Origin of the sequence: Mesorhizobium robiniae, assembly GCF_040545535.1 — a bacterium.
GTDB classification, from domain to species: domain Bacteria; phylum Pseudomonadota; class Alphaproteobacteria; order Rhizobiales; family Rhizobiaceae; genus Mesorhizobium; species Mesorhizobium robiniae.
Genome location: NZ_JBEPMC010000003.1, coordinates 282052 through 304962, shown reverse-complemented (window position 1 = coordinate 304962; position 22911 = coordinate 282052). Strand labels below are relative to the sequence as shown.

27 protein-coding genes and 1 tRNA gene are annotated in these 22911 nt (G+C 62.6%); 16 read left to right on the top strand and 12 right to left on the bottom strand.

Annotated features, from left to right (window positions below; all coding sequences use genetic code 11):
* Positions 1–2: 2 nt before the first annotated feature.
* From ABID19_RS09625 to ABID19_RS09600, 6 genes are all read right to left on the bottom strand, one after another.
* Positions 3–1322 (bottom strand): AAA family ATPase, encoded by a 1320-nt coding sequence (locus ABID19_RS09625; protein WP_354489976.1) that lies wholly within the window; start codon positions 1320–1322, stop codon positions 3–5.
* Entirely contained in the window at positions 1319–2593 is a 1275-nt protein-coding gene (locus tag ABID19_RS09620) for a restriction endonuclease subunit S (protein WP_354489974.1), read from the bottom strand. Before ABID19_RS09620 ends, ABID19_RS09625 begins: the two co-directional genes overlap by 4 nt.
* Positions 2590–4593, bottom strand: a complete 2004-nt coding sequence (locus tag ABID19_RS09615; RefSeq protein ID WP_354489972.1) for a type I restriction-modification system subunit M — start codon at positions 4591–4593, stop codon at positions 2590–2592. The genes ABID19_RS09620 and ABID19_RS09615 overlap by 4 nt, the downstream gene beginning before the upstream one ends.
* Before the next feature lie 42 nt (positions 4594–4635).
* Positions 4636–4830 (bottom strand): type II toxin-antitoxin system Phd/YefM family antitoxin, encoded by a 195-nt coding sequence (locus tag ABID19_RS09610; RefSeq protein WP_354489970.1) that lies wholly within the window; start codon positions 4828–4830, stop codon positions 4636–4638.
* Positions 4831–4979: 149 nt separating this feature from the next.
* A tRNA-Arg gene (locus ABID19_RS09605) sits at positions 4980–5056 on the bottom strand.
* A 385-nt stretch (positions 5057–5441) separates the two neighbouring features.
* Positions 5442–6329 carry a D-alanyl-D-alanine carboxypeptidase family protein gene (locus tag ABID19_RS09600; RefSeq protein ID WP_354489968.1) on the bottom strand — a complete coding sequence of 296 codons (888 nt, stop codon included), beginning with the start codon at positions 6327–6329 and terminating at the stop codon, positions 5442–5444.
* 238 nt (positions 6330–6567) lie between these two features.
* Here ABID19_RS09600 and ABID19_RS09595 point away from each other — a divergent pair, with 238 nt between their 5' ends.
* The 3 genes from ABID19_RS09595 (at position 6568) to ABID19_RS09585 (ending at position 10595) form a co-directional block, all read left to right on the top strand.
* Positions 6568–8397 carry a methyl-accepting chemotaxis protein gene (locus tag ABID19_RS09595; RefSeq protein WP_354489966.1) on the top strand — a complete coding sequence of 610 codons (1830 nt, stop codon included), beginning with the start codon at positions 6568–6570 and terminating at the stop codon, positions 8395–8397.
* A gap of 112 nt (positions 8398–8509) precedes the next feature.
* Positions 8510–9616: a hypothetical protein gene (locus ABID19_RS09590; RefSeq protein WP_354489965.1), complete on the top strand. Its 1107-nt coding sequence runs from the start codon at positions 8510–8512 to the stop codon at positions 9614–9616.
* Between the two features lie 358 nt (positions 9617–9974).
* Positions 9975–10595, top strand: a complete 621-nt coding sequence (locus ABID19_RS09585) for a nucleoside triphosphate hydrolase (protein ID WP_354489964.1) — start codon at positions 9975–9977, stop codon at positions 10593–10595.
* A gap of 150 nt (positions 10596–10745) precedes the next feature.
* Here ABID19_RS09585 and ABID19_RS09580 read toward each other — a convergent pair whose 3' ends face one another.
* Positions 10746–10934 (bottom strand): hypothetical protein, encoded by a 189-nt coding sequence (locus tag ABID19_RS09580; protein ID WP_354489962.1) that lies wholly within the window; start codon positions 10932–10934, stop codon positions 10746–10748.
* On the opposite strand from ABID19_RS09580, the gene ABID19_RS09575 reads away from it, so the two are divergent.
* Positions 10921–11049: a hypothetical protein gene (locus ABID19_RS09575; RefSeq protein WP_352927304.1), complete on the top strand. Its 129-nt coding sequence runs from the start codon at positions 10921–10923 to the stop codon at positions 11047–11049. The two genes, ABID19_RS09580 and ABID19_RS09575, sit on opposite strands and share 14 nt — an antisense overlap.
* 36 nt (positions 11050–11085) lie before the next feature.
* Here ABID19_RS09575 and ABID19_RS09570 read toward each other — a convergent pair whose 3' ends face one another.
* The 3 genes from ABID19_RS09570 to ABID19_RS09560 form a co-directional block, all read right to left on the bottom strand.
* The gene (locus ABID19_RS09570; RefSeq protein WP_354489960.1) at positions 11086–11790 is read right to left on the bottom strand and encodes a glutathione S-transferase family protein; all 705 of its coding nucleotides are present in this window, start codon (positions 11788–11790) and stop codon (positions 11086–11088) included.
* Positions 11791–11930: 140 nt separating this feature from the next.
* On the bottom strand, positions 11931–13139 hold the full coding sequence (locus ABID19_RS09565) for a beta-ketoacyl-[acyl-carrier-protein] synthase family protein (RefSeq protein WP_354489959.1): 1209 nt from the start codon (positions 13137–13139) through the stop codon (positions 11931–11933).
* A 4-nt stretch (positions 13140–13143) separates the two neighbouring features.
* Positions 13144–13398 (bottom strand): acyl carrier protein, encoded by a 255-nt coding sequence (locus ABID19_RS09560; protein WP_354489957.1) that lies wholly within the window; start codon positions 13396–13398, stop codon positions 13144–13146.
* 257 nt (positions 13399–13655) lie between these two features.
* Here ABID19_RS09560 and ABID19_RS09555 point away from each other — a divergent pair, with 257 nt between their 5' ends.
* The 5 genes from ABID19_RS09555 to ABID19_RS09535 are packed head-to-tail and all read left to right on the top strand — an operon-like array spanning position 13656 to position 16023.
* Complete coding sequence (locus ABID19_RS09555) at positions 13656–14441, top strand: urease accessory protein UreD (protein WP_435528712.1); 786 nt, start codon at positions 13656–13658, stop codon at positions 14439–14441.
* 58 nt (positions 14442–14499) lie between these two features.
* A complete protein-coding gene (locus ABID19_RS09550) occupies positions 14500–14802 on the top strand; it encodes an urease subunit gamma (RefSeq protein WP_023693076.1) in 303 nt (100 codons plus the stop codon).
* 24 nt (positions 14803–14826) lie between these two features.
* Complete coding sequence (locus ABID19_RS09545) at positions 14827–15084, top strand: DUF1272 domain-containing protein (protein ID WP_354489955.1); 258 nt, start codon at positions 14827–14829, stop codon at positions 15082–15084.
* Between the two features lie 31 nt (positions 15085–15115).
* Positions 15116–15709: a HupE/UreJ family protein gene (locus ABID19_RS09540; RefSeq protein WP_354489953.1), complete on the top strand. Its 594-nt coding sequence runs from the start codon at positions 15116–15118 to the stop codon at positions 15707–15709.
* An 8-nt stretch (positions 15710–15717) separates the two neighbouring features.
* A complete protein-coding gene (locus ABID19_RS09535) occupies positions 15718–16023 on the top strand; it encodes an urease subunit beta (RefSeq protein ID WP_354489952.1) in 306 nt (101 codons plus the stop codon).
* 26 nt (positions 16024–16049) lie between these two features.
* Here the strand turns inward: ABID19_RS09535 and ABID19_RS09530 are convergent, their stop codons facing one another.
* Entirely contained in the window at positions 16050–16553 is a 504-nt protein-coding gene (locus tag ABID19_RS09530; protein ID WP_354489950.1) for a hypothetical protein, read from the bottom strand.
* 126 nt (positions 16554–16679) lie between these two features.
* A complete protein-coding gene (locus tag ABID19_RS09525; RefSeq protein ID WP_354489949.1) occupies positions 16680–17069 on the bottom strand; it encodes a hypothetical protein in 390 nt (129 codons plus the stop codon).
* A 178-nt stretch (positions 17070–17247) separates the two neighbouring features.
* On the opposite strand from ABID19_RS09525, the gene ureC reads away from it, so the two are divergent.
* From ureC to ABID19_RS09490, 7 genes are all read left to right on the top strand, one after another.
* Positions 17248–18957: an urease subunit alpha gene (gene ureC / locus ABID19_RS09520; protein ID WP_354489947.1), complete on the top strand. Its 1710-nt coding sequence runs from the start codon at positions 17248–17250 to the stop codon at positions 18955–18957.
* Between the two features lie 44 nt (positions 18958–19001).
* Positions 19002–19595, top strand: coding sequence for a hypothetical protein (locus ABID19_RS09515; RefSeq protein WP_354489946.1), 594 nt, complete (start codon positions 19002–19004; stop codon positions 19593–19595).
* Between the two features lie 155 nt (positions 19596–19750).
* Positions 19751–20317: an urease accessory protein UreE gene (locus ABID19_RS09510; RefSeq protein ID WP_354489945.1), complete on the top strand. Its 567-nt coding sequence runs from the start codon at positions 19751–19753 to the stop codon at positions 20315–20317.
* Positions 20310–20981 (top strand): urease accessory protein UreF, encoded by a 672-nt coding sequence (locus tag ABID19_RS09505; RefSeq protein WP_354490655.1) that lies wholly within the window; start codon positions 20310–20312, stop codon positions 20979–20981. Before ABID19_RS09510 ends, ABID19_RS09505 begins: the two co-directional genes overlap by 8 nt.
* Complete coding sequence (locus ABID19_RS09500; protein WP_354489944.1) at positions 20978–21418, top strand: DUF3995 domain-containing protein; 441 nt, start codon at positions 20978–20980, stop codon at positions 21416–21418. Before ABID19_RS09505 ends, ABID19_RS09500 begins: the two co-directional genes overlap by 4 nt.
* The gene (gene ureG / locus ABID19_RS09495) at positions 21415–22056 is read left to right on the top strand and encodes an urease accessory protein UreG (RefSeq protein WP_354489942.1); all 642 of its coding nucleotides are present in this window, start codon (positions 21415–21417) and stop codon (positions 22054–22056) included. The genes ABID19_RS09500 and ureG overlap by 4 nt, the downstream gene beginning before the upstream one ends.
* An 86-nt stretch (positions 22057–22142) precedes the next feature.
* The gene (locus ABID19_RS09490) at positions 22143–22910 is read left to right on the top strand and encodes a class II aldolase and adducin N-terminal domain-containing protein (protein ID WP_354489940.1); all 768 of its coding nucleotides are present in this window, start codon (positions 22143–22145) and stop codon (positions 22908–22910) included.
* The last annotated feature ends 1 nt before the right edge of the window (position 22911 follow it).

The following is a 22911-nucleotide window of genomic DNA, read 5'->3' as shown; positions in this document are numbered from 1 at the left end:
TCTCACGCATCCCCCTCCATGAAGTCGAGTAGCGTGCGAGCGCGCGTGATTTCCGGATCGTCCATGCCGATCTCATTGGAGAGCGCTTCGATTGCCTCTCGTGCTTCTGTGCTCTTGCGATCCGAGATCAGTTTCGCGATACGGCCAATTTCCTGTTCAACGGATGGGTTTCGCGAGCCGGTTTCCATCACCTCTTCCAGCACACGGCTGGAATCGATGCCGAACGACCGCGCAGGCGAATAGATATGCCCGTCCTTAATCATCTGGATTTTGTCGTGAGGCACTTCGCCGATGATCTGGGGCGAATGGGTAGTGGCGACGAACTGGCATTTCGGGAAAGTCCGTTCGAGGTTGCCCACGATCTTCCGCTGCCATTGTGGGTGGAGATGCAGATCGATTTCGTCGATGAGGACAACAGCCTCGCCGCTTTCGAGGGGGTCATCTAGCCGGGGGTTAGCCTGTGCAAGGCGCTTGGATACGTCGAGGATCAGTGCAAGCACATTGCGCTCGCCATCGGACAGCAGACGCACATCAAGAGTCGTGCCCTTAATATCGATTAGCACCTTCGATGGGTTCTCGTCTGAAGGTCTCAGATTGGAATAGCCGGGTAGGAAACGATCCAACGCTGAGCTGATTCCGTCCACCAGATGCCGCGAAGCGGGGCGCTCGGAGGACAACTCCATCTGAGCGCGCATCCAGTCGGCGAATTGGCGCAGGCTGAGGGTGTTGGATTGCAGCGCGTTCACATAGGCCAACTGGCTTGTACCGGCCGCAGACTTGCGCTCTGCTTGTTCGTTCATGATCGATCGCGCGGTCGAGTAGTGTATCATCAACGGCGCACTGGGCTCGCTGCTTGCCTGAGCCTTCAGGTCGTTCCTTGAGGGGTAGAAGTACACAGCATCAGCCGGCGATACCGTTTCCTGCAACTCGCGCAGCTGGGTACGCAGGCGATCCCTGGGGCGTGCTGTTTCGAGAATCTCACGACGCAGGCTCTCGACGTTCTCCGTCGTCTCGGCAGCGACCTGTTCCCGCCATTCGCGCAGGCGAACAAAGGTGTCAGCGTCATCACCGAAGCTGAGATAAAGCGCTGCCTCGGCAAAGGGCGCGTCGCCATGAATGTCGTCAACGCCAAAACCGAAGGGTTTGAATGGCATTTTTTGAAGGGCAGACAAGAGATGCGAGCCGCAGAAGCGGATCGCGTCCAGTGCCGTGCTCTTGCCAGCGCCATTGATGCCAATGATCAGGTTAAAGCCGGGATTGAAGGCGAACTCGGCCTCCTCAAATGCCCGCACATTATCGAGCGAGAGCCTCGTGATCTTCATGCCGCCTCCGGCATGTCGATCTGGCCGGTGACGGCGGCGGCGATCAGCGCGCCGCGGCGTTCCTTAAGAAGCGTAATGGAGTGCTCGGTGGCGGCGCGAAGCCGGTCGATCTTGGCGGCTTCGGCCGCGATGCGGCTTACGATCTCGCGCTGCTCATCAAGTGACGGGACGGGCCAGTAGGTTTCGAAGAAACCCTCTGGATAAAGCCGCAGGCGGGAAGACCAGACTCCCTTTGAATATCGCGTCACTTCCTGGGCGAAAACCGGGATGCGGACGAGAGCATCGACGTAGTCCGGCAGAAGCCGCGGACCAGGAGTGTAGACATTGTAGGCCGGGCTGACGATGCCGTCGACACGAGCCGTGCCCATGGCTCCCATCCACGCCCAAAGCGTGTTGATGACGAGATCGCCCGCGAAGCAGAGCTTGTAGCCGACCGTCGACTCGGCTTCGAACATATTGACGTCTTTCTCTGATCGCGGAGTGACGCCGGTGAGGTGCGAGACCGTAAGCATTTCTTCAGTGCCCGTCTCGGACCTCTCGTCCCTTTCGCGGAAAAGCCAGCGTGACCGCTCGATGGGCCAATGCGCGGGGATGTCGCCGAGCCAGTCGATGCCGGAGGGGCGCAGCGGGGCGGCAGGATTGAGCCCGCGCATGATGGCCTCGGTGACAATCGCGCGCCGCTTCTCGGCCAGAAGTTCGAGGAGGCGCTGCTTGGCGGCGAGCAGGGCGTCGATGCCGGCGGTTTCACGATCAAGAAACGCCACAATACTCGTCTGCGCGACCATCGGGGGGACGGGTATTTCAGTGGATGCCACAAGATCATACTCGAGACTTTCGACCGTCGCCCCTTCTTTGCTCCACAGTCGTAGGAGTTCCGCCTGGAAACCGTCGATCAAGCGCGCAAGATAATCGACCCGAAGGCAATCATTTGGCACGATCGCGCGTATGTCCTGGTTAATGGTAGCAGGCACTCGATTTATGGCTACTGGAATGGAGTGTCTAAGAATGCCTGAGCGGACCACGATCAATGCGGCTCCAGGCTGAACCAAGTTCGTCGCGCTCGACTGAAGGCCCTCCGGTGTAATATGATCTTCTGTGTCAAAGATCTCCTCGGTCTTCATGTCCTTGGGAGAGACCCACGGAATATCGCCGTTCCAGAATTCTGACTTCGATTTATCAGGGGTTCCGCCCCCAATGAATCGCGCGACGTATTTCAATTTCTGGCGGGTCCAGAGCGGAGGGAGACGATCAGACCAAAGCATGTCGTTCATTCCGTCACCTCCCGCAGCAGCCGCAGGATTTCGTCTTCCGCCTTCTTCAAGTCGGTATCGATCTCGGCCAGCTTTCGCGGCGGGGTGAGGGTGTAGAAGTGGCGGTTGAAGTTAATCTCGTAGCCGACCTTGTCCTTGGCGCGGTCCATCCAAGCATCGGGGACATGAGGCAGCACCTCGCGCTTGAAGTAGGCGTCGATATCCTCCTTCAGCGGCACGTTCTCGAAATCCCGCAGATTCGCATCAGGCTCCAATCCTGAACCTCTCTTCACTGGTGCGCCCTTCGCGTCCTTCGCGGTGAACACCGACCGGAACAACTTTTCCTCCGGCGCCTTCCAGCGCGAGCCCAACTTCTTGAGCAGCTTCTCGATGCTGGCCCATACCGTGTTCCAATCGAGCCGCGGCTCACGGCCGAACGCCTTGTCGATGGCCTGAATGTCGTCCAGCAGGTGCGGTGCTGCGTCCAGAAAGCGCGCCTTGTCCTCCACCGTCATCTGGTAGCGCAGCTTCAAGGGGCGTTCGACCGTGACACGCGTGTAGCCGAAGTCTGCATTGTCGAAGAGCTTGGACTTCTCGTTCACCTCGAATCCGCCATAGAGCCGGACGATATCGGCGATCTGATCCGGCTCGTCCGCGCGGTCGTCACCCTCCAGCGCCCTGCCTTCGCCGATCTTGCGGCGCTTATCGCCCTGGCTGCGGCGCATGGGAATCCAAGTGTCGCGCGCATCGACAAGCTGGATTTTGCCCTTGCGCTCCTTCGCCTTCCGGTTGGTGACGAGCCAGATATAGGTGCCGATGCCGGTGTTGTAGAACATCTGCTCTGGCAGGGCGACGATGGCTTCGAGCATGTCACGCTCAATGATCCAGCGACGGATTTCGCTCTCGCCACTGCCCGCGCCGCCGGTGAAGAGCGGGGAGCCCGAGAAGACGATCGCCGCGCGCGAGCCGAACTTCAGCTCTTTCGGAGCGACCCTTTCAAACTTCGACATCATATGCTGGAGGAAGAGGAGCGAACCATCGTTGACCCGTGGCAACCCGGCGCTCCACGGACTCTCCTTTGGAGCTTTCTCGTGCCGCCGGACGATTTCCTTCTGCTGCTTCTTCCAATCGACGCCGAAGGGAGGATTGGCGATGAAGTAATCGAAGTTTTGCTCTTCGAACCTATCGTCGAGAAAGCTGTCGCCGAATTGGACATTCTCGCCGCCGCCGTTGTGGTCGACCTCCTTCATGAGCATGTCGGAAGCCGCCGTTGCAAAAGCGCGCTTATTGTAGTCTTGCCCATAGACATAGAGTTGCGCATCGGCGTGATGATCGCGCATGTACTTCTGCGCGCCGGCGAGCATTCCGCCCGTGCCGCAGGCGGGATCGAGCATCCGCATGGCTATGCCCGGCTTGCTGAGAAGATCATCCGCATCGAGAAAAAGCAGATCGATCATCAGCGTGATGACCTCGCGCGGCGTGAAGTGATCGCCGGCCGTTTCGTTCGCCAGTTCGTTAAAGCGGCGGATCAGGTTTTCGAAAACCAGACCCATGTCCTGATTTGTCACCCTTCTGGGATGCAAATCGACATCGCAGAACTCCTTTATTACGAGATAGAGGATGTTAGCCTCTTGCATTCGCTCGATTTCGTTTTCGAACTCGAAATATTCAAAAATGCGTTGGACGTTGGCTGAAAACCCCTTGATGTAGCTGACGAGGTGTTTGTTGAGATTGTCTGGATCGCCCTTCAGCCTCTGGAAGTCGAGGGGCGACCGATTGTGGAAGCGATGCCCCGCTGCCCTGTTGAGAATGCGGTCGAGCGCGTCATCCTCAAGCTTTCCGCCCTTGCGGCGCTCGTACTCGGCTAGCACTTTCTGCTTGGTATCGGCCAGAACGCAGTCGAAACGGCGCAGCACCACGAGCGGCAGCATGACGCGCTCGTACTGCGGTGGCCGGTAGGGACCGCGCAGCAGGTCCGCGATCTGCCAGATCAGGTTTGCAAGGTCGGAATGGCTAGCCATGCTATACAGCCTTCCGGGCTTCGGCTGCTGCGGGAGAGTTCATCACGTCTTCGCCCCTCTTACCTTTGCACGTGGTGACCCGGAGCGTTGTTTCTCGGTTTTCCCGGAGAGACGTTCATATTCCTCGACAGCAAGAACGACGACAACTGGTCGGCCATATTTCTCAATGGCAACCGGTGCGGCCCGCGCCAAATCGATCAGCCGTCCGAAGCCGTTCTTCGCGTCGCGCGCTGACATTCGATGCATGAAACGTCCCCTAGGTGGAGCTACTTTAGCTCGTTTGGGAATGCACGCCAATCGAGCAGCTGGGCGCTTGTCGTACGTTAGGAAGCTGAATTTTCGATTGATACAGTCCCGGAGAGTGTGAAGGCATCGACAGACAGAACTGGCGCACCCGACAGGATTCGAACCTGTGACCTCTGCCTTCGGAGGGCAGCGCTCTATCCAGCTGAGCTACGGGTGCTTTCAGGATCGACGATCCGGAAAACGAAGCAGCCGGGTAACCGGCCAGCCACGGCTTCTTAGCGGAAGCAGGCGCAGGCTTCAACGGGCAAGTGGCCGGCGGCAGGGCTGCGAACTCGGAATAACGCATTTTTTCGGATTCCACGGAGACCCATGATCTGGAGCCTGCAACCCTCGAAGGCGCGAGAAGCCAAGCCCGAAGGCCGGCAAACCTGCGGTTTTGCCGGACCTGCGAAGAATGGCGCCGAAGCCTGAAAATGAAAAACCCGCCTCGGCGGGCGGGTCGTTGGCGCAAATCAGCACCATGAATTAATTCCTAGCATAACTGCCGTCACCTGTCAAGTTGAAACCGATCACGGGCTCGTCCCCCGCCGAACGTCCGCGCCTCACGGCTCCTGCGCATACAGCAGCCGCGTCGTCGTGTTCGATGCCGGCGACAGGTTGCGCTGGATCAGCGCTTCGACGTGGTCGTTGCGCTGGCGCGCGCTGTCGGCACCCATCACCACGAGGATCAGCCGACGGCCGTCGGCATCGTAGGAGGTGACGATGTTGAAGCCTGAGGCCCTGATATAGCCTGTCTTGATGCCGTTGACGCCGCGGACGCGGCCGAGCATGTCGTTGTGGCCGCGCACCAGCCTGCCCCGGAACATGAAGTCGCTTTCGGAGAAATAGTGGAAATGCTGCGGGAAGCGGGCGCGCAGCGCCATGCCGAGGACCGCCATGTCGCGCGCCGTCGTCTGCTGGACGCCGTCCGGCAGGCCCGAAGCGTTGCGGAAGACGGTACTGCGCATGCCGATCTGGCGCGCTTTGGCCGTCATCATTGCGGCGAACGCCTGTTCGCTGCCGCCGAGATATTCGGCGACGGCAACCGCCACGTCATTGGCCGATTTGACGGTGATCGCCCGGATCGCCGATTCGACGTCGATCGCCTCACCGCGCCTGAAGCGCAGCTTGGTCGGCGGCTGCCTGGCGGCGTTGTCCGAGACCGGGATCAGCGTCGTCTTGGTTAGGCGGCCCTGGTCCAGCGCCTCGAACAGCAAATAGAGCGTCATCATCTTGGTCAGCGACGCCGGATAGCGCGGCGCCGTCGAGTTAACCTCGAACAGCGTCTTGCCGGTGCTGCCATCGATGACGATGGCCGCATATTTCTGCGGTGCTGCCGGCACCGCCAGCATGGTCTCCGGCGGCGTCGTCGTGCAGCCGGCGACGAGCCCCAGCAGCGCAAACGCCGCGACAAGTTTCTGGATGAGCGGAAAGAGGCGCGGTTTGGACAAGATGGGTCTGTTCTGAAGGGTGGCAGTTGCTGAAACGAGTGGGAAACTAACGTAACCCAATGACGCCGTCCATTTGGTTAATGCCGGTCTTGCCCAGGGTTATCCCCGGATAAACGCATTTTCGCGGCACACCGTCGATCACCACTGGACCGCCGCAATTGCCTGTTTCCGCGCTGATCTTCCCACAAGGTCGCGCTCCGGCTAGAAAGGACGCGGCATTGGGTATTGGGGGGATTCCATGGCGGGCGGTATCGGCATGGGCGGCGCTGCGCCGTCGCTTATCAGGGCATCTCTTGGCCGCACCGGCAGATGGGCCAGCGGGGTGGCCTTTGTCGGCGGCTTCATTTCCGACATCCTCACGCCGCTGGCGCCGTTCGCCGCCTATATTGCGCTGGTCGCCGCGATCGCCGCGGCGATCATCGCCATTGCTATCGTGCTGCGACTGGTGCTGGCGGCCAAGGCGCTGCCGGCGCTGGTGTTCGCCAGCACCGCCGCGGCGGTCGCCGGCGGCGTCTTTGCCATTCAGAAGCAGACAAATTCCCAAAATGGGCTGATCGCCGGCCTGGTGCCGGCCGTAGCCGAGCTGCAGCGCTCGATGGGCATTGTCTCGGCCAAGGTGGCGAAGATCGAGCAGACCGTCACCGACACGCAAAAGACGGTCGAGACGGTCAAGCAATCGACCGACAAGGTCGCGCAGAAGACCGACGAGATTGCCTCGGTCCAGCAGCAGCAGACCGCGCAGGGGGCTGAGACGCAAAAGACCGTCGAAGCGGTCAAACAGACGGCGGATACCCTGGCCGACACCGTGGCCGCCGGCCAGCAGCAGCAGCAGGCCCAGGCCGAAAAGCTGCAGGCGACGACCGAGCAGATCGCCGTCTCGATCGACACCATCGCCAAGGGTTTTGCCGCACTTGCCGCACAGGGCGGGGCGATCGCCGAGCCCAAGCGGCCGGACGAGTTTTATCACAATGCCCGCGTCTACGAATTGTCGGGCGATATGCTCAATGCCCGGCGCTCCTATCTGGCGTTCGCCGGCTTCGATGTCGACGCCATCGACCCCTATACGCGCTTCGCCACTCTGCTTCGGGTGCAGGACGGCAAGGCCGGTGCCCGCGAGGTGTTCGGCGCATTGGCCGACAAGGGCAAGGCGCTGTCGATCAAGCTCGTCCATGCCTTGCAGTTCGACGATGCCCAGCGTCTCGAAAAGCTCAACGCGTTCATCGCCGCCAATGCCGATTTCGCGCCGGCTTACTTCCTGCTGTCGCAGGAGTTTTCGGAAGATCGTCTCGGCTTTCAGGCGCTGTCCGACAAGCGCAGCGAGGCGACGGCGCTGACCAGGTTCCTGTCCTATGAGAAGGATGGCGGGCTGCTCAAACATTTCGTCGATCAGACCCAGCTCGCCGATTGGCTGGACCGCAGCCGCAGCCGGCTGGCAGCGCTTGGCGACGTGCTCGATGCCGGGCGCTTCGCCCCGACGCTGACGCCGATGCGCTCGAACCAGGGCTGGTCGATGACCATTTCCATTCCGGAAGCGGCGACCGGCATTTCATGGCGCATGGGCGACAGCGGTCCGTTCACCGAAACCGGCTTCCTGGCGCTCAACGACCAGACCACCGGCAAGCCGATGCCCAATCCGAGCTTCGAACTGCCCGACAGCACCGCCGCCGGCAGCATCGCGATCAAATATCTCGATGTCAGGGGTCGCGAGACCGGTCCGTTCGACATCCGCTTCGATCCCGAGGCGGCACTTCAGCAAGGCAATAAGCAGATCCTCGACCAGTTCTGGACGTCGTGGATCGCCTTCGACGCCAGCGGCAACCGCGGCCTAGTCTATTTCACCCAGATGCTGTCCTACCGCTGCGCCATCAAGGCGGTGCATTACGGCCTGAACGGTGCAGCGCTCGACAAAGCGATCGAGATGCCGCCCTGCGACCCCAAGGATCCCTACGCCATTCCTTACGAATACCAGCCCTATTTCAAGGTCGCCGACAGTGTGAAGTCGATGTCGGTCCAGGTCACCTACACCGACGGCACCCAGTCGCCGGTACGGGAGTACATCAGGCAGTAGGGCTGGCTCCTGCGCCGACGCCAGTGCTGCCTGATGTGAAATGCCGGCCACGCGGCTTGCGCAACCGGCACATGCAGGTTTTGCTGGCGCCGACAGAATCACGAGGTGCGCCATGGAAACGCTGACGATCAATGCAAAAGGCATTTCGGTGACGGTCGATCTCACCGTCGGCCATCTCGCCGACATGGCAGTCGATGTCGACGGGCGCCAGTTGCGGCCGCTGCATCGCGCGCCGTGGATCGACGAGCCGCGCGAAACGCTGCCGCAAGACCTGCCCGCCGGCACTGTTCGCCTGTCCGGCGATTTTCTCTGCGCGCCGTTTTCGCGCAGCGATGTCGAAGAAGCACCCCTGCATGGCTGGCCGGCCAACAGCCCGTGGGACGTCGTCGCCTCCGAGGCGACGGTCGATGGTTGGCGCGCCGTTTTCAGACTGCAGCGCAAAGTCATGGGCGCGACGGTCGACAAGATACTCACGCTGCGCGACGACCATCCCTTCCTCTACCAGGAGCATGTTTTTTCCGGCGGTTCCGGCGCGATTTCCGTCGCTCATCATCCGATGACGGTGATGAAGGACGGTGGCAGGCTCGCCTTTTCGCCGAAGCGGTTTGCCGCAACGCCGGACGACTCGCTGGAGCCCGATCCGGCCCGCGGCCGTTCTCTCCTGGCCTATCCCTCGCGTTCCACTGACCTGACGCGCTTTCCCACCGCCGGTGGCGGCACGCTCGACCTGACCGACTATCGCATGGACCAGAGCCGAGAGGATTTCGTCACGCTGGTTGAGGCCGACCATGACGGGCCGGGCTGGACCGCACTGGCGCGAAAGGCCGAAGCCGATCTCGTTCTGGTGCTGAAGAACCCGGCCGAGCTGCCGGTCACCATGCTGTGGGTCAGCAATGGCGGGCGCGACTACGCGCCATGGAGCGGCCGCCATCGCGGCGTGCTCGGCATCGAGGACGGCCGCACGGCGCTCGGCCATGCCGCCTCGCTGGGCGACAACTGGCTGAAGCGGGAAGGCGTGGCGACCGCCTTTGCCCTTGGCGAAGGCCGCAGCGTCTCGTTCCGCCACGTCATCGGCGCCCTGCCCTTATCCGGCGGCGAGGCGCCGCGCGACGTTGCGACCGCGCAGGGACGGATGCGCCTTACGGCTGCCGATGGTTCGGTGCGGAATGTCGCTTTCGACAGCGATTTCCTGCGGATTGGCCAAGCCGTGCCTGTCTGATTGGTTTGCCCTGGGCGATCGCTCATTGCCAGCGTTTGCGCTGCCCCTCACCTGCCTGCCGGCATCCTCTCCCCGTATAGTGACGGGGAGAGGGGCGCTCTCATCGATGGTTTCGCCAATCACCAGTGTTGCAGGAAGGGCGCCAACGTAGCGGCCAGCTCTTTCTCCCCGTCACTATACGGGGAGAAATGCCCGGCAGGGCAATGAGGGGCGGCAGCGACCTCGACAATTGGTCGGTCTTCTACACGAGTAGCAAGCGATCACTGCTGGAAGCGACTACCCTGGACAACGCCAATCCGGCGTTTGAAATTTCCGCGAACTATCGGCAAAATGCGGTCGATCAGCCAGAAAGGCTCCGATGTCCGAGACCGCTCATCTCGCCGCCACCATCTTCAAGCGCGCCGGCAAGGCGCAGCGTTTCGTCGTTGCCATCGCCGGTCCTCCGGGCGCCGGCAAGTCGACGCTTTCGGCCCGCTTGCATGAACTGCTGCCGGAGGGCGCGGCCGAGATCGTGCCGATGGACGGCTTCCATTACGACGATGTCGTGCTCGAGCGGCGCGGCCTGCGCGCGCGAAAAGGCGCTCCGGAAACCTTTGACTTTGCCGGCTTCGAAACCCTGCTGAAGCGCATCCGCGCGGGCGAGCCTGACATCGCCATTCCGGTGTTCGACCGCAGCATGGAATTGTCGCGCGCCGCCGCCTCGATCATCGCCGCCGATACCAAGTTCATCCTGGTCGAAGGCAATTATCTCCTGCTCGACGAGGAACCCTGGTCGCGACTGGCGCCGCTGTTCGATTTCTCGATCTTCATCGGCGTGACGCGCGCCGAGCTCGAGCGCCGGCTGCTTGAGCGATGGCACGAGCATGGCCGCTCCGACGAGGACGCCCGCGCCTGGATCGCCTCCAACGACATGCCGAATATCGACCGCGTGCTTGCCCGCCGGCGCCCCGCCGATCTGGTGATCGGCGATCAAGCCTGATCCGGGCAGGGCGGCCCCGCCGGAACCTTAGGACTTTCCGGCCGTTGTCTCAGATACGGCAATGATGCTGACATGAGGGAAACGTTCAATGGCTACCATGGCAAGAAAGCCTGCGCCTGCCAAGGGCAAGGCGACTCGATCAAAGGCAACTCAATCAAAGACAGGCGCCGGCCCGGCAGTCGCGGCGCGCTCCAAGGATGCGGCAAAGCCTACTTTTGGCAAGGCGGCACCGAAGAAAGTGAGCCAGGCCACAGCCAAATCAACGGCAAAACCGGCCAAGCCGAGGAAATCGGCAAGCGGCGGCAGCTCGATGGCAGACAGCGCCATGCGCACGGTCAAAACGACGGCCAATGTCGCGGCCGGTGCGGTTGTCGCCACCGCCAGGGGCGCCGCATCACTGGCCGCTTCCGTCATGGGCAAGAGCGGCTCGAAACCCAAACCCAAGGCGAAATAAACCGCCCCTTTGTGCGGCTCTACCGGTTACCGCCAGTCAACCCCGCGCGGGAATGTCGAGGCCCCTTTGCACCGCCGGCCGGGCAAGGCCGCGTTCCAACCATGCCGCGACATTGGGAAAATCGTCGAAGCCGACAAGGTCCCGCGCCTCATAGAAGCCGATCAAATTGCGCACCCAGCCCAGCATCGAGATATCGGCGATGGTGTAGTCGTCGTCCATGATCCAGCTGCGGCCCTTCAGCCGCGTCTCGAGCACGCCGATCAGCCGCCGCGATTCGTCGCGATAGCGCTCCAGCGGCCGCTTGTCGGCGATCTCGCGCCCGGCGAATTTGTGGAAGAAGCCGACCTGGCCGAACATCGGGCCGATCGCCGCCATCTGGAAGAACACCCACTGGATCGTTTCGTAGCGCCGCACCGGGTCGGCCGGGATCAGCTTGCCGGTCTTGTCGCTGAGATAGAGCAGTATGGCGCCGGATTCGAACAGCCCGATCGGCCTGCCGCCCGGACCGTTCGGATCGATCATCGCCGGTATCTTGCCGTTGGGGTTCAGTGACAGGAATTCCGGCGTCCAGCTTTCGTTCTTGCCGATGTTCACCGCGTGCGCCTCATATGGCAGGCCGAGTTCCTCCAGCGCGATCGACACCTTCACGCCGTTCGGCGTTGGATACGAATAGAGCTGGATGCGGTCGGGGTGGCTGGCCGGCCAGCGCGTGGCGATCGGAAAGGCGGACAGGTCGGTCATCGAAAACTCCTTGGCGGGGATTTTTTGCGCGCAAGCGGGAGGGGCGGATCGCTGAGAATTAAGCGCGACGGATGGCCCGATCAATATGACGGGTGAAAAGTCTCGCCGTGCCCGGGCAACCAGCCGTGAACCACCTGCGGTCAGATCGCCTTGACCGCCAGCACCGCGTTGGTGCCGCCGAAGGCGAAGCTGTTGCTCATCGCAACGCGTACGTTGCGCTCGCGCGCCTCGTTCGGCGTGATGTCGAGATCGCAATCGGCATCGGCCTCGCGAAAATTGGCCGTCGGCGGCACGATGCCGTCGCGGATCGCCATGATGCAGGCGATCAACTCCAGGGCGCCCGACGCGCCGAGACAGTGGGCGTGCATCGATTTGGTCGACGAGATGGAAAGCCTGTGGGCATGATCGCCGAAGACGCGCTTGATCGCCGCCGTCTCGATCTGATCGTTGGCCTTGGTGCCGGTGCCATGCGCATTGAGATAGTCGATGTCTTCCGGATTGAGCCCGCCGTCGACGAGGCAGAAGCGCATCGCCGCTTCCGGCCCTTCGATGGTCGGCGCGACGATGTCGGAGGCATCGCCGGAAACGCCGACCCCGGCGATTTCAGCGAGAATTGTGGCCCCGCGCGCCACCGCATGCTCATAGGTTTCCAGAACCGCCATGCCGGCGCCTTCGCCGAGCACCAGACCCTGGCGATCGGCCGAAAACGGCCGGCACGTGTCGGGTGCCAGCACCCGCAGCGCCTCCCAGCCTTTCAGGATGCCCCAGACCAGCGGCGCATCGGTGCCGCCGGCGATCATGATATCGGCGCGGCCGAGCCTGATCTGGTCGACCGCCGAGGCGATCGCGTGATTGGACGAAGCGCAGGCCGAGGTGATACCGAAAACCGGTCCACGCAAGCCGAGATTCATGCTGACATGGCCGGCCGCCGCCCCAGGCATGACTTTCGGCACGGTGAAGATGCCGGCGCGGTTCTTGCCTTCGAGCAGGATGGCGCGATAGCTCTCTTCGATTGCTTCCCAGCCGCAGACGCCGACGCCCACGATGGTTCCCATCCTGTAGGTGTTGGCTGCGTGCGAGGTCAGCCCGGCTTGTTGCGCGGCCTCCCGTGCGGCGATCGTCGCCAAAAGGCTGAAGCGGTCCATCGACACGACCTGCTTGCGGTCGATGCCGTGATCGGGAAGCGCCTTGATTTCGCAGCCGACCCTGACTTTCAGGTCATACAGTTCCGAATTGACGATCGGACCGATGGCCGAACGGCCGGCGCGCATCTCGCCCCAGATCGCGGGCACATCGGTGCCGAGCCCGCAGATGCCGCCGATGCCGGTAATGACGATGCGCTTGTGCATTCAGTCAGGCTTTTTTCGCGATCAGCGCGCGAACCGCCTCGACCATGTCGCCGACGTTCTTCAGGTTGCTCCAGGCATCGACCGTGTTCATCTCGATCTCGATGTCGTACTGTTCCTCGAGGTCGAAGATGATCTCCGTCAGTTCCAGCGAATGGATGCCAAGCGAGGTCAGTTCGGTATTGGTGGTGATTTCTTCGCCACCGGGCTCGGCATGAGCCTTGATCTTCGCGATGATGTCTGTTGCCAGCTGGTCAGCCATTCGGTTCCTTCCCCAACCTTGTCGTTTCTCGACGCCGACTGATCAGCGCCCCTTTTTCCGGATTCAAATCGTCATCGCGCCTTCTACCCCGTCAGGCGCTGCGTGACAGTACCAAGGTGGCTCCCTCTATAGAAACCGAAACGTTGTCAAGCAACAAGCTATATATCGACAAAGCCGCCGCTGTGCTTAACGTTGGCGCTGTGGACACGATCGAACATGGCCTGACCTCGGCGCTGCCGGCCCAGCGCGTCGCCGGAATGGCGCAGCTTGCCTGCGACAGGACCGGCGGCCGCACGCGTCTTCGGCGCCTCTATCAGGATGGTTCCGCCAAGATCCGCATGCCGGCCGTCTCCACCGATCCGCTCGAAGCCGTCTTGATCAACACGGCCGGCGGGCTGACCGGCGGCGACCGCCTCGGCTGGGAGGTCCATGTCGGCGCCGGCGCCTCCGCCTCCATCACGACCCAGGCCTGCGAGAAGGTCTACCGCGCCGCGTCCGATCGCGCCGAGGTGCGGGTGAAGCTGATTGTCGGCGCGGACGGCCGAATCGCCTGGCTGCCGCAGGAAACGATCGTCTTTGATCGATCGGCCTTTGCCCGCAGGCTCGACCTGGAGCTTGCCGCCGGCGCCGAGGCGCTGGTGCTCGAGGCAACCGTCTTCGGCCGCCTTGCCATGGGCGAACGCGCCGCGCAGGGCAGTTTCCACGACCGCTGGCGCGTCAGCCAGGACGGAGCGCTCGTTCATGCCGAGGATTTCCGCATCGGGCCCGGTATTGCGGCCACTTTGGGCCGTTCAGCGGTGGCCGGCGGCGCCATCGCCCTGGCGACGGTGCTGATGATCTCGCCGCGGGTGGAGGCTTTGCTCGATCCGGCCCGGCACATCATCGGCGGCCAGGGCGACGCCAGCGTCTGGAATGTGAAGAAATCTGGCAAGCTTCTTGCGAGGCTGTTTGCCGAGGACGGCTACCAGCTCCGCAAGCGGCTGGTTCCGCTTGTCGAATTGCTCAACGGACGGGCGGGTCTGCCCAAATTATGGTCACTCTGATTCCGATTACGCCACTGGTGATTACGCCAATCTTGTTTACGCCATCCTAGGGAAACGCATGAACCTGACGCCAAGGGAAAAGGATAAGCTGCTCATCGCCATGGCGGCGATTGTGGCGCGCAAGCGGCTCGAACGCGGCGTCAAGCTCAACCACCCGGAAGCGATCGCGCTGATCACCGACTTCGTCGTCGAGGGCGCCCGCGACGGCCGCCCGGTCGCCGAGCTGATGGAGGCCGGCGCCCACGTCGTCACCCGCGCGCAGGTGATGGAGGGCATCGCCGAGATGATCCATGACGTCCAGGTCGAAGCGACGTTTCCCGACGGCACCAAGCTGGTAACCGTGCACGAGCCGATAAGGTGAGGCCGATAAGGTGAGGAGAGGAAAATGTTTGAGCTGCGCCCAAATTGCGAATGCTGCGACAAGGACCTGCCGCCCGAGACGACGGATGCGCTGATCTGCACCTTCGAATGCACCTTCTGCGCCGATTGCGCGGACAAGGTGCTGGGCGGCGTCTGCCCAAATTGCGGCGGCAATTTCTCGGTGCGGCCGATCCGGCCGGCAGCGATGCTGAAGAAATATCCCGCCTCGACAAGGCGCGTCCTCAAGGCCGAAGGCTGCGCCCCGGCCCGCAATGCCGCGTGACGGCTCGATCCTGACAACGGAAGGCATACAGATGATCCCCGCAACCATCAAACGCACGTCTCTCCCAGCGATCCTGCTTCTCGCCGCCGCCATGCCCGCTTATGCCCATGTCGGCATCGGCACGCCCTCGTCCTTGTCAGCCGGCTTCATGCATCCGCTTTCCGGCCTCGACCACATGATGGTGATGATCGCGGTCGGGTTGTGGGCGGCGCTCAAGGGCGGCAAGGCGGTTGTTGCCTGGCCGCTCGCTTTCGTCGGCGTCATGCTGGCGGGCGGCGCGCTCGGCATGCTGCAAGTGCCGGTGCCGTTCGTCGAGCCGGGCATATTGGCGTCCGTCGTGGCGTTGGGGCTGCTGGTCGCGCTCGCGGTCGATCTTCCGGTTTCGGCCGGCGTCGCCATCCTCGGCCTGTTCGCGCTGTTCCACGGTCACGCCCATGGCACCGAGGTGCCTGAAAACGCCGGCGGGCTCGAATACATGGCCGGCTTTGCCGCCGCCACCGCGCTGCTCCATGCCGCCGGCCTCGCTGCCGGCCTCGGCCTCGGCATCAGGTTCCCAGGCCTTGCCCGCGCCGCTGGCGGCGCCTGTGCGGCCGTTGGTGCCGGCCTCGCCTTCGGCGTCTTGTGAGGCGGGCGATGATCCCGGGCGAAATCATCACGGCAGGCGGCGAGATCGAACTGAACAAGGGCCAGCCGACCGTCACCATGAAAGTGGCCAATAGCGGCGACCGGCCGATCCAGGTCGGCAGCCACTACCACTTCTTCGAGACCAATGAGGGGTTGAAATTCGATCGCGAGAAGGCGCGGGGCATGCGCCTCGACATCGCCGCCGGCACGGCAATGCGCTTCGAGCCCGGCCAGGAGCGCGACGTCACTTTGGTGCCGCTCGGCGGCAAGCGCGAGGTCTATGGGTTTCAGCAGAAGATCATGGGCGCGCTGTGATATCCAAGGCGTCGAGCAAGTTCAGCTCAGCTGGGCGGCTTGGCCGCCGCGTAGATGACGACCTTTCCGGGATCGTCGAATTCCACGGCGAGAACGTCTTCGGTCAGCACGCGTCGAGAGTCGATGGCGTTGAACAGCAATGCGTTCGCCTCGATCTCCTTGCGCAGTTCCGCAATGTCTTCCTGATGTTCCTTGACCTTGGTCTCGATCTCCGGCGGCGGACCGCCTTCCGTGCGCGCGGCATCGGTGAGGAACACGATATCGACCTTGTCGAGCTTGGATGTCTTGCGCACCGCGCCGATGTTTTCACGCGTCCGATCTATCGCCGTAGCGACTTTGCCGGCTTCCACGGTCGTGTTGGTCTCTTCCTGGCCGACGTCCGAGCCGATGATCCTGTTGACGGTATCAGGGCTATCAGGGCCTTCAAGCCCCTGCGCATTCAGCGCGGCATGGGGAACACTCGCCGCGAGAAAGGCAGTTGCGGCAATCATGTGGAGCCATCTGGTATCGGGGAAGGTGGTGATCGCCATCGCTCGCTCTCAGAGCCTCTTTCGAGACTCGTTTCTAGGCCAAAAAGTCGAAACGTATTCCGTCCTGCGAAGGTTCCCTCCCCGATGCGGCAGGCCGGCCTTGTGCCGGCCCGCCATAGCGCATCGTCAGCTTGCTTTCTTGGTGATCAAGGTCAGCGCGCCATTCGTGTCCATGCTGGCGGCGATCACTTGCGCCGAGGTCAAACCCTTGGCTTCGAGCGCGGACTTGACCTGGGGCGTCGCGTCGATCGAGCTGCGCAATTTCTGCAGGCCGTCCTCGCCGCGCTTGGCGATCACGTCGTTGACCTTCGTCTGCGTTTCCTTGGGCAGTTCTTCGATGTCGACGACGTTGACGGACTGAATCGCCGGCGCCGGCGCTTGCGGTTGAGCGCCGGGCGCCGCGGGAGCGGGCGAAGCCGGCGGCTCACTGGGTTGCGGCGCAGGCTGTTGCTGGGCGCTGGCAGCGGTCGCGAGCAAGAGGGTGGCGGCGGCTGCGAGACTTATCGTTTTGCGCATGGATCTTCCTTTCCATCGAGTGGCAAACGGTCGTTTTGGGGTGACCCGGCCACCTCAAACGCTAAATGGGATCGGAAAGTGTCGCCCAGCGGGTCATTGCGTGACCATAGGATGGCGACAATGTGGGGCCGGGCTTCGACAGGCTGTATTTTGGGTCGTATTTCAGGAGCAATTGCCGATGGCTAGAATCACCCGCGCCGCCTATGCCCAGATGTACGGCCCGACCGTCGGCGACAAGGTGCGGCTTGCCGACACCGAGCTGTTCATCGAGGTCGAAAAGGATTTCACCCTCCATGGCGAAGAGGTGAAATTCGGCGGCGGCAAGGTCATCCGCGACGGCATGGGCCAGAGCCAGGTGTCCCGTGCCCAGGGCGCGGTCGACACCGTCATCACCAATGCGCTGGTCGTCGACGCCTCAGGCATCTTCAAGGCCGATATCGGCCTCAAGGGCGGCCGCATCGCCGCGATCGGCAAGGCCGGCAATCCGGATATGCAGAACGGCGTCACCATCATCATCGGCCCCGGCACCGAGATCATTGCCGGCGAAGGCAAGATCCTCACCGCCGGCGGCTTCGACGCGCATATCCACTTCATTTGCCCGCAGCAGATCGAGGAAGCGTTGATGTCCGGCATCACCACCATGCTCGGCGGCGGCACCGGGCCGGCGCATGGCACGCTGGCGACCACCTGCACGCCGGGGCCGTGGCACATGGCGCGCATGATCCAGTCCTTCGACGCCTTCCCGATGAACATCGGCCTGTCGGGCAAGGGCAACGCGTCCTTGCCGGCTGCGCTTGAAGAAATGGTGCTGGGCGGTGCCTGTTCGCTCAAACTGCACGAGGATTGGGGCACGACGCCTGCGGCGATCGACTGCTGCCTGTCGGTAGCCGACGATTACGACGTGCAGGTGATGATCCACACCGACACGCTGAACGAGTCCGGCTTTGTCGAGAACACGGTCGCGGCGATCAAGGGCCGCACCATCCACGCCTTCCACACCGAAGGTGCCGGCGGTGGCCATGCGCCTGACATCATCAAGGTTTGCGGCCTGCCCAATGTCATTCCGTCCTCGACCAATCCGACCCGGCCCTACACCGTCAACACGCTGGCCGAGCATCTCGACATGTTGATGGTCTGTCATCATCTGTCGCCATCGATCCCCGAAGACATCGCCTTTGCCGAAAGCCGCATCCGCAAGGAGACCATCGCCGCCGAGGATATTTTGCACGACATTGGCGCCTTCTCGATCATCTCGTCGGACAGCCAGGCCATGGGCCGTGTCGGCGAGGTGGCGATCCGCACCTGGCAGACCGCCGACAAGATGAAGCGCCAGCGCGGTTCGCTGCCGCAGGAAACCGGCGACAACGACAATTTCCGCGTCCGCCGCTACATCGCCAAATACACGATCAACCCGGCCATCGCGCATGGTCTGTCGAACGAGATCGGCTCGGTGGCGGTCGGCAAGCGCGCCGACCTTGTGCTGTGGAACCCGGCCTTCTTTGGCGTCAAGCCTGACATGGTGCTGATCGGCGGCACGATCGCCGCCGCCCCTATGGGCGACCCCAACGCCTCGATCCCGACGCCGCAGCCGATGCACTACCGGCCGATGTTCGGCGCCTATGGCAAGGCGATGACCAATTCGTCGGTAACCTTCGTTTCCAAGGCGGCGCTCGATGCCGGCCTGCGCGGCAGGCTCGGCGTCGACAAGCAGATGGTCGCGGTCGAGAACACCCGCGGCGGCATCGGCAAGCATTCGATGGTGCTCAATGACGCCACCCCGCATGTCGAGGTCGACCCTGAAACCTATGAGGTTCGCGCCGACGGCGAACTACTCACCTGCGAGCCGGCCACGGTGCTGCCGATGGCGCAGAGGTACTTTTTGTTCTGATCCATCGGCGCTATAGCTGACGCAGAACATGCCGCCCAGGGCCCATGAACCAGCAACTCCCCTACGCCCACGACATCTTCCCGCACATCCGCATCATCTTGGGCATGGTGATCGGGCTTGGCGTCACACGGCTGCTGTCCGGGGTGGCCCGCATTGTCCAGCATCCAGGCCAATACCGGCTCTATCCCGTGCATCTGGCCTGGGTTGCGTCGGTGCTTTTGATGCTGGTGCATTTCTGGTGGTGGGAGTTCGGTCTGTTCCAGATCGAGACCTGGACCTTCGGCAAGTACCTGTTCATCATCTTCTACGCGGTCACGCTGTTCCTGCTCTGCGCGCTGCTGTTTCCGGACTCGATGCTGGACTACACCAGCTACGAGGATTTTTTCTACTCGCGCCGCGCCTGGTTCTTCGGCCTGCTGGCGGCGACTTATCTGCTCGACGTGATCGATACGCTGCTGAAAGGGCCCGAGCATTTTGCTCGCTTCGGCGTCGAATATTTGTTCCGCACCCCGGTGTTCGTTGCGCTTTGTGTCATCGCGATCCTCGTCAGCGACCGTCGCTTCCACATCGCCTTTGTCGCCGCCGCGCTGGTCTATCAGATATCGTTTATCCTGCGGCTCTTCGACACGATCGTTTGACTACAGCGCCGCGCGTCCTTTCGGACGCGCGAAGGACGCTGTAGAAACTTGGTTTGGCACATGATCCTTCCCGGAATCGAATTCGATTTCGGGGTCATGCGCTGGCATTGGGTCGATGCCTGGAATGGACTAAGCTTTTACAAGGCAGGTTTTACATGAAGCTCGATATCCGCACCGACTTCACTAAATTCCCGCGTGCCGTTTCGGTGCTCGCCGCCGGCGAAGCGGGAACGGTCACGCCATATGATTGGGCCGTGCTTGCCCATGACGAGCGGCACCTGCGCCGCCGCGCCATCGAGACTTCAGGCGGCGACAAGATACTGGTCGATCTGCCCGAGCCGGTTGCTTTGGGCGACCGCGACCGGCTGGTGCTTGAGGATGGCCGCCATGTCGAGATCATCGCCGCGGAGGAGCCGCTCTACGACATCCGCGCCTTGAGCCCTGTTCATCTGACCGAACTCGCCTGGCATATCGGCAATCGCCATCTTGCCGCGGGGATCGAGGCGAACCGCATCCTCATCCTGCGCGACCATGTCATCAAGGCGATGCTGGAAGGGCTGGGCGCCACGGTCATCGACGTCTCCGAACCGTTCGTGCCAGTGCGCGGCGCCTATTCCGGTCATGCCGAGGCACACAGCCATGCCGAAGCGCATTCCCACACCCATGGCGAATCGCATTCCCACTCGCACAGCCACCACAGCCATCATCATGACCATGACTGACCAGCCTTCCGGCATCGCCCTGCTGCGGCTGATGGCGTGGCTGTCGCCTTCCTTCCCGGTCGGCGGCTTTTCCTACAGCCATGGTCTGGAACAAACCGTGCATGCCGGGCTGGTCGCCGACAGCAAAGACCTCGCCGCATGGCTGGAGACGCTGGTCGAGCTGGGCTCGGGCTGGAACGACGCGGTGCTGTTTGCCGAGAGCTGGCGGCGCGCCCGCGAGGGCCGCGATCTCGATGAGATCGCGGCCCTCGCCGAGGCATTGGCCGGCTCACGCGAGCGCCATACTGAAACCATCCTGCAAGGGGCGGCCTTCCTGAAGGCGGCTTCGGCCTGGCCCTGCCAGGTGCTGGACCGTCTGCCGGCCGAATGCGCCTATTGCGTCGCAGTCGGCGCGGTGGCCGGCGGCAACGGCATCGCGCTGCAGGACGCGTTGTCTGCCTTTCTGCAGACCTTCTTCTCCAATCTTGTCCAAGCCGCGATCAGGCTCGGCGTCGTCGGTCAGACCGGAGCAACCGCGCTTCTCGCCGGCTTCGAGCCGCTGGCGCTGGAAACGGCGTCACGTGCTTCCAACTCGACCCTTGACGATCTCGGCGGCTGCATCTTCGTTTCCGACATCATGGCGATGAAGCACGAAACCCAGTATTCGCGATTGTTCCGCTCATGATCATTCTCGCCTTCGCGCTCTCGCTCGTCCTGCTGCTAATCACCACGCTCCATGTCTATTGGGGCATTGGCGGCATCTGGCCGGGCAGGGACACTGTCTCCTGCGCCCACGCGGTGGTCGGCTTTCGCGGCGTCGACGAGATGCCGGCGCCCTTCGCCTGTTTTGCCGTCGCCGCTTGCCTCGGCCTGGCAACACTGTGGCCGATGGCCCTCGAGGGTATTTTTGCCACGCCCTTTCCCAAGGCCGGGCTCGCCGCCACAGCGCTGCTCATCGCGCTGGTCTTCCTAGCGCGCGGCGTTGCCGGTTTCACGCCCTGGTGGCGCCGGCTGACGCCGGAACAGCCTTTCGCGCGGTTCGATGTACGCTATTATTCACCGCTCTGCTTGGTTGTAGGGCTCGGCTTCGCCATTCTTGCCATCACGGAGTTCCCCGCATGACCCAAGCCAACGGTCCTCTTCGCATCGGCATCGGCGGTCCCGTCGGCTCCGGCAAGACGACGCTCACCGAAAAGCTCTGCAAGGCGCTGCGCGAGGAATTCTCGATCGCCGTCGTCACCAACGACATCTACACCAGGGAAGATGCCATGATGCTGGCCAGGCTTCAGGCGCTGCCCGAGGATCGCATTGTCGGTGTCGAAACCGGCGGTTGCCCGCATACGGCCATCCGCGAGGATGCCTCGATCAATCTGCAGGCGATCGCCGAGATGAACAGGAAATTCCCAGATCTCGACATCATCTTCATAGAATCCGGCGGCGACAACCTTGCCGCCACCTTCTCGCCTGATCTCGCCGATCTGACGCTCTATGTCATCTCGGTCTGCCAGGGCGAGGAGATCCCGCGCAAGGGAGGACCGGCGATCACCCGATCCGACTTCCTGGTCATCAACAAGAGCGATCTCGCGCCCTATGTGAACGTCAATCTCGACGTCATGGAGGCAGATGCCGCCCGCATGCGCGGCAAGCGGCCATTCGGCTTCACCGACCTGTCGCGCGGCAAGGGCCTGCAGGAGGTGATCGATTTTATCGTCGAGTATGGCGGGCTCAGGGTCGACGCCGCCAGAAGCACTGCGGCTTAAGCCAACGGCGCCCGCCTGCACCAAACGAAACTGGTTGCGCGCATCTGCGGCGCGCGGCATCCTTGCTTCTTTCACGGAGGTTTTCGATGAGCATCGCCCGCCTGCAGAAAGAACCGCTGACCAACCTGCCCTTCTACGAAGAGCGCGTCGATCTGGCTTGTGCCTTCCGCTGGACGGCGCGGCTCAACATGCACGAGGCGGTGGCCAATCATTTCTCGCTGGCCGTCAACGATGACGGTTCGCAATTCCTGATGAATCCCAACCAGGTGCATTTCTCGCGCATCAAGGCGAGCGACCTGCTGCTGATCGACGCCAACGATCCCGATACGCTCTCCGGCCCGAATGCGCCCGACCCGACGGCATGGGGCTTGCATGGCGCCATCCATCTCAATGTGCGTCATGCGCGCTGCGTCATGCATGTGCACTCGATCCATGCCACGGTGCTCGCTTCGCTCGCCGATTCGACGCTGCCGCCGATCGACCAGAACTCGGCGATCTTCTTCAACCGCCACGTCGTCGACGGCCATTATGGCGGGCTCGCCTTCGAGGAGGAGGGCGAACGCTGCTCGCAATTGCTCACCGATCCCAAGGTCAAGGTGATGGTCATGGGCAACCATGGCGTTCTGGTCATCGGCGACACCGTCGCCGACACTTTCAACCGCATGTTCTATTTCGAACGCGCCGCCGAAACCTACATCAAGGCGCTGTGGACCGGCCGGCCGCTGCGCGTCCTGTCGGACGAAATCGCAGAGAAGGCGGCAAAGGAACAGGAAGACTATCCCGGCCAGGCCGAACGGCACCTGTCGGAATTGAAGGCGATCCTCGACGAGCAGGAGCCCGTTTACCGGAACTGAG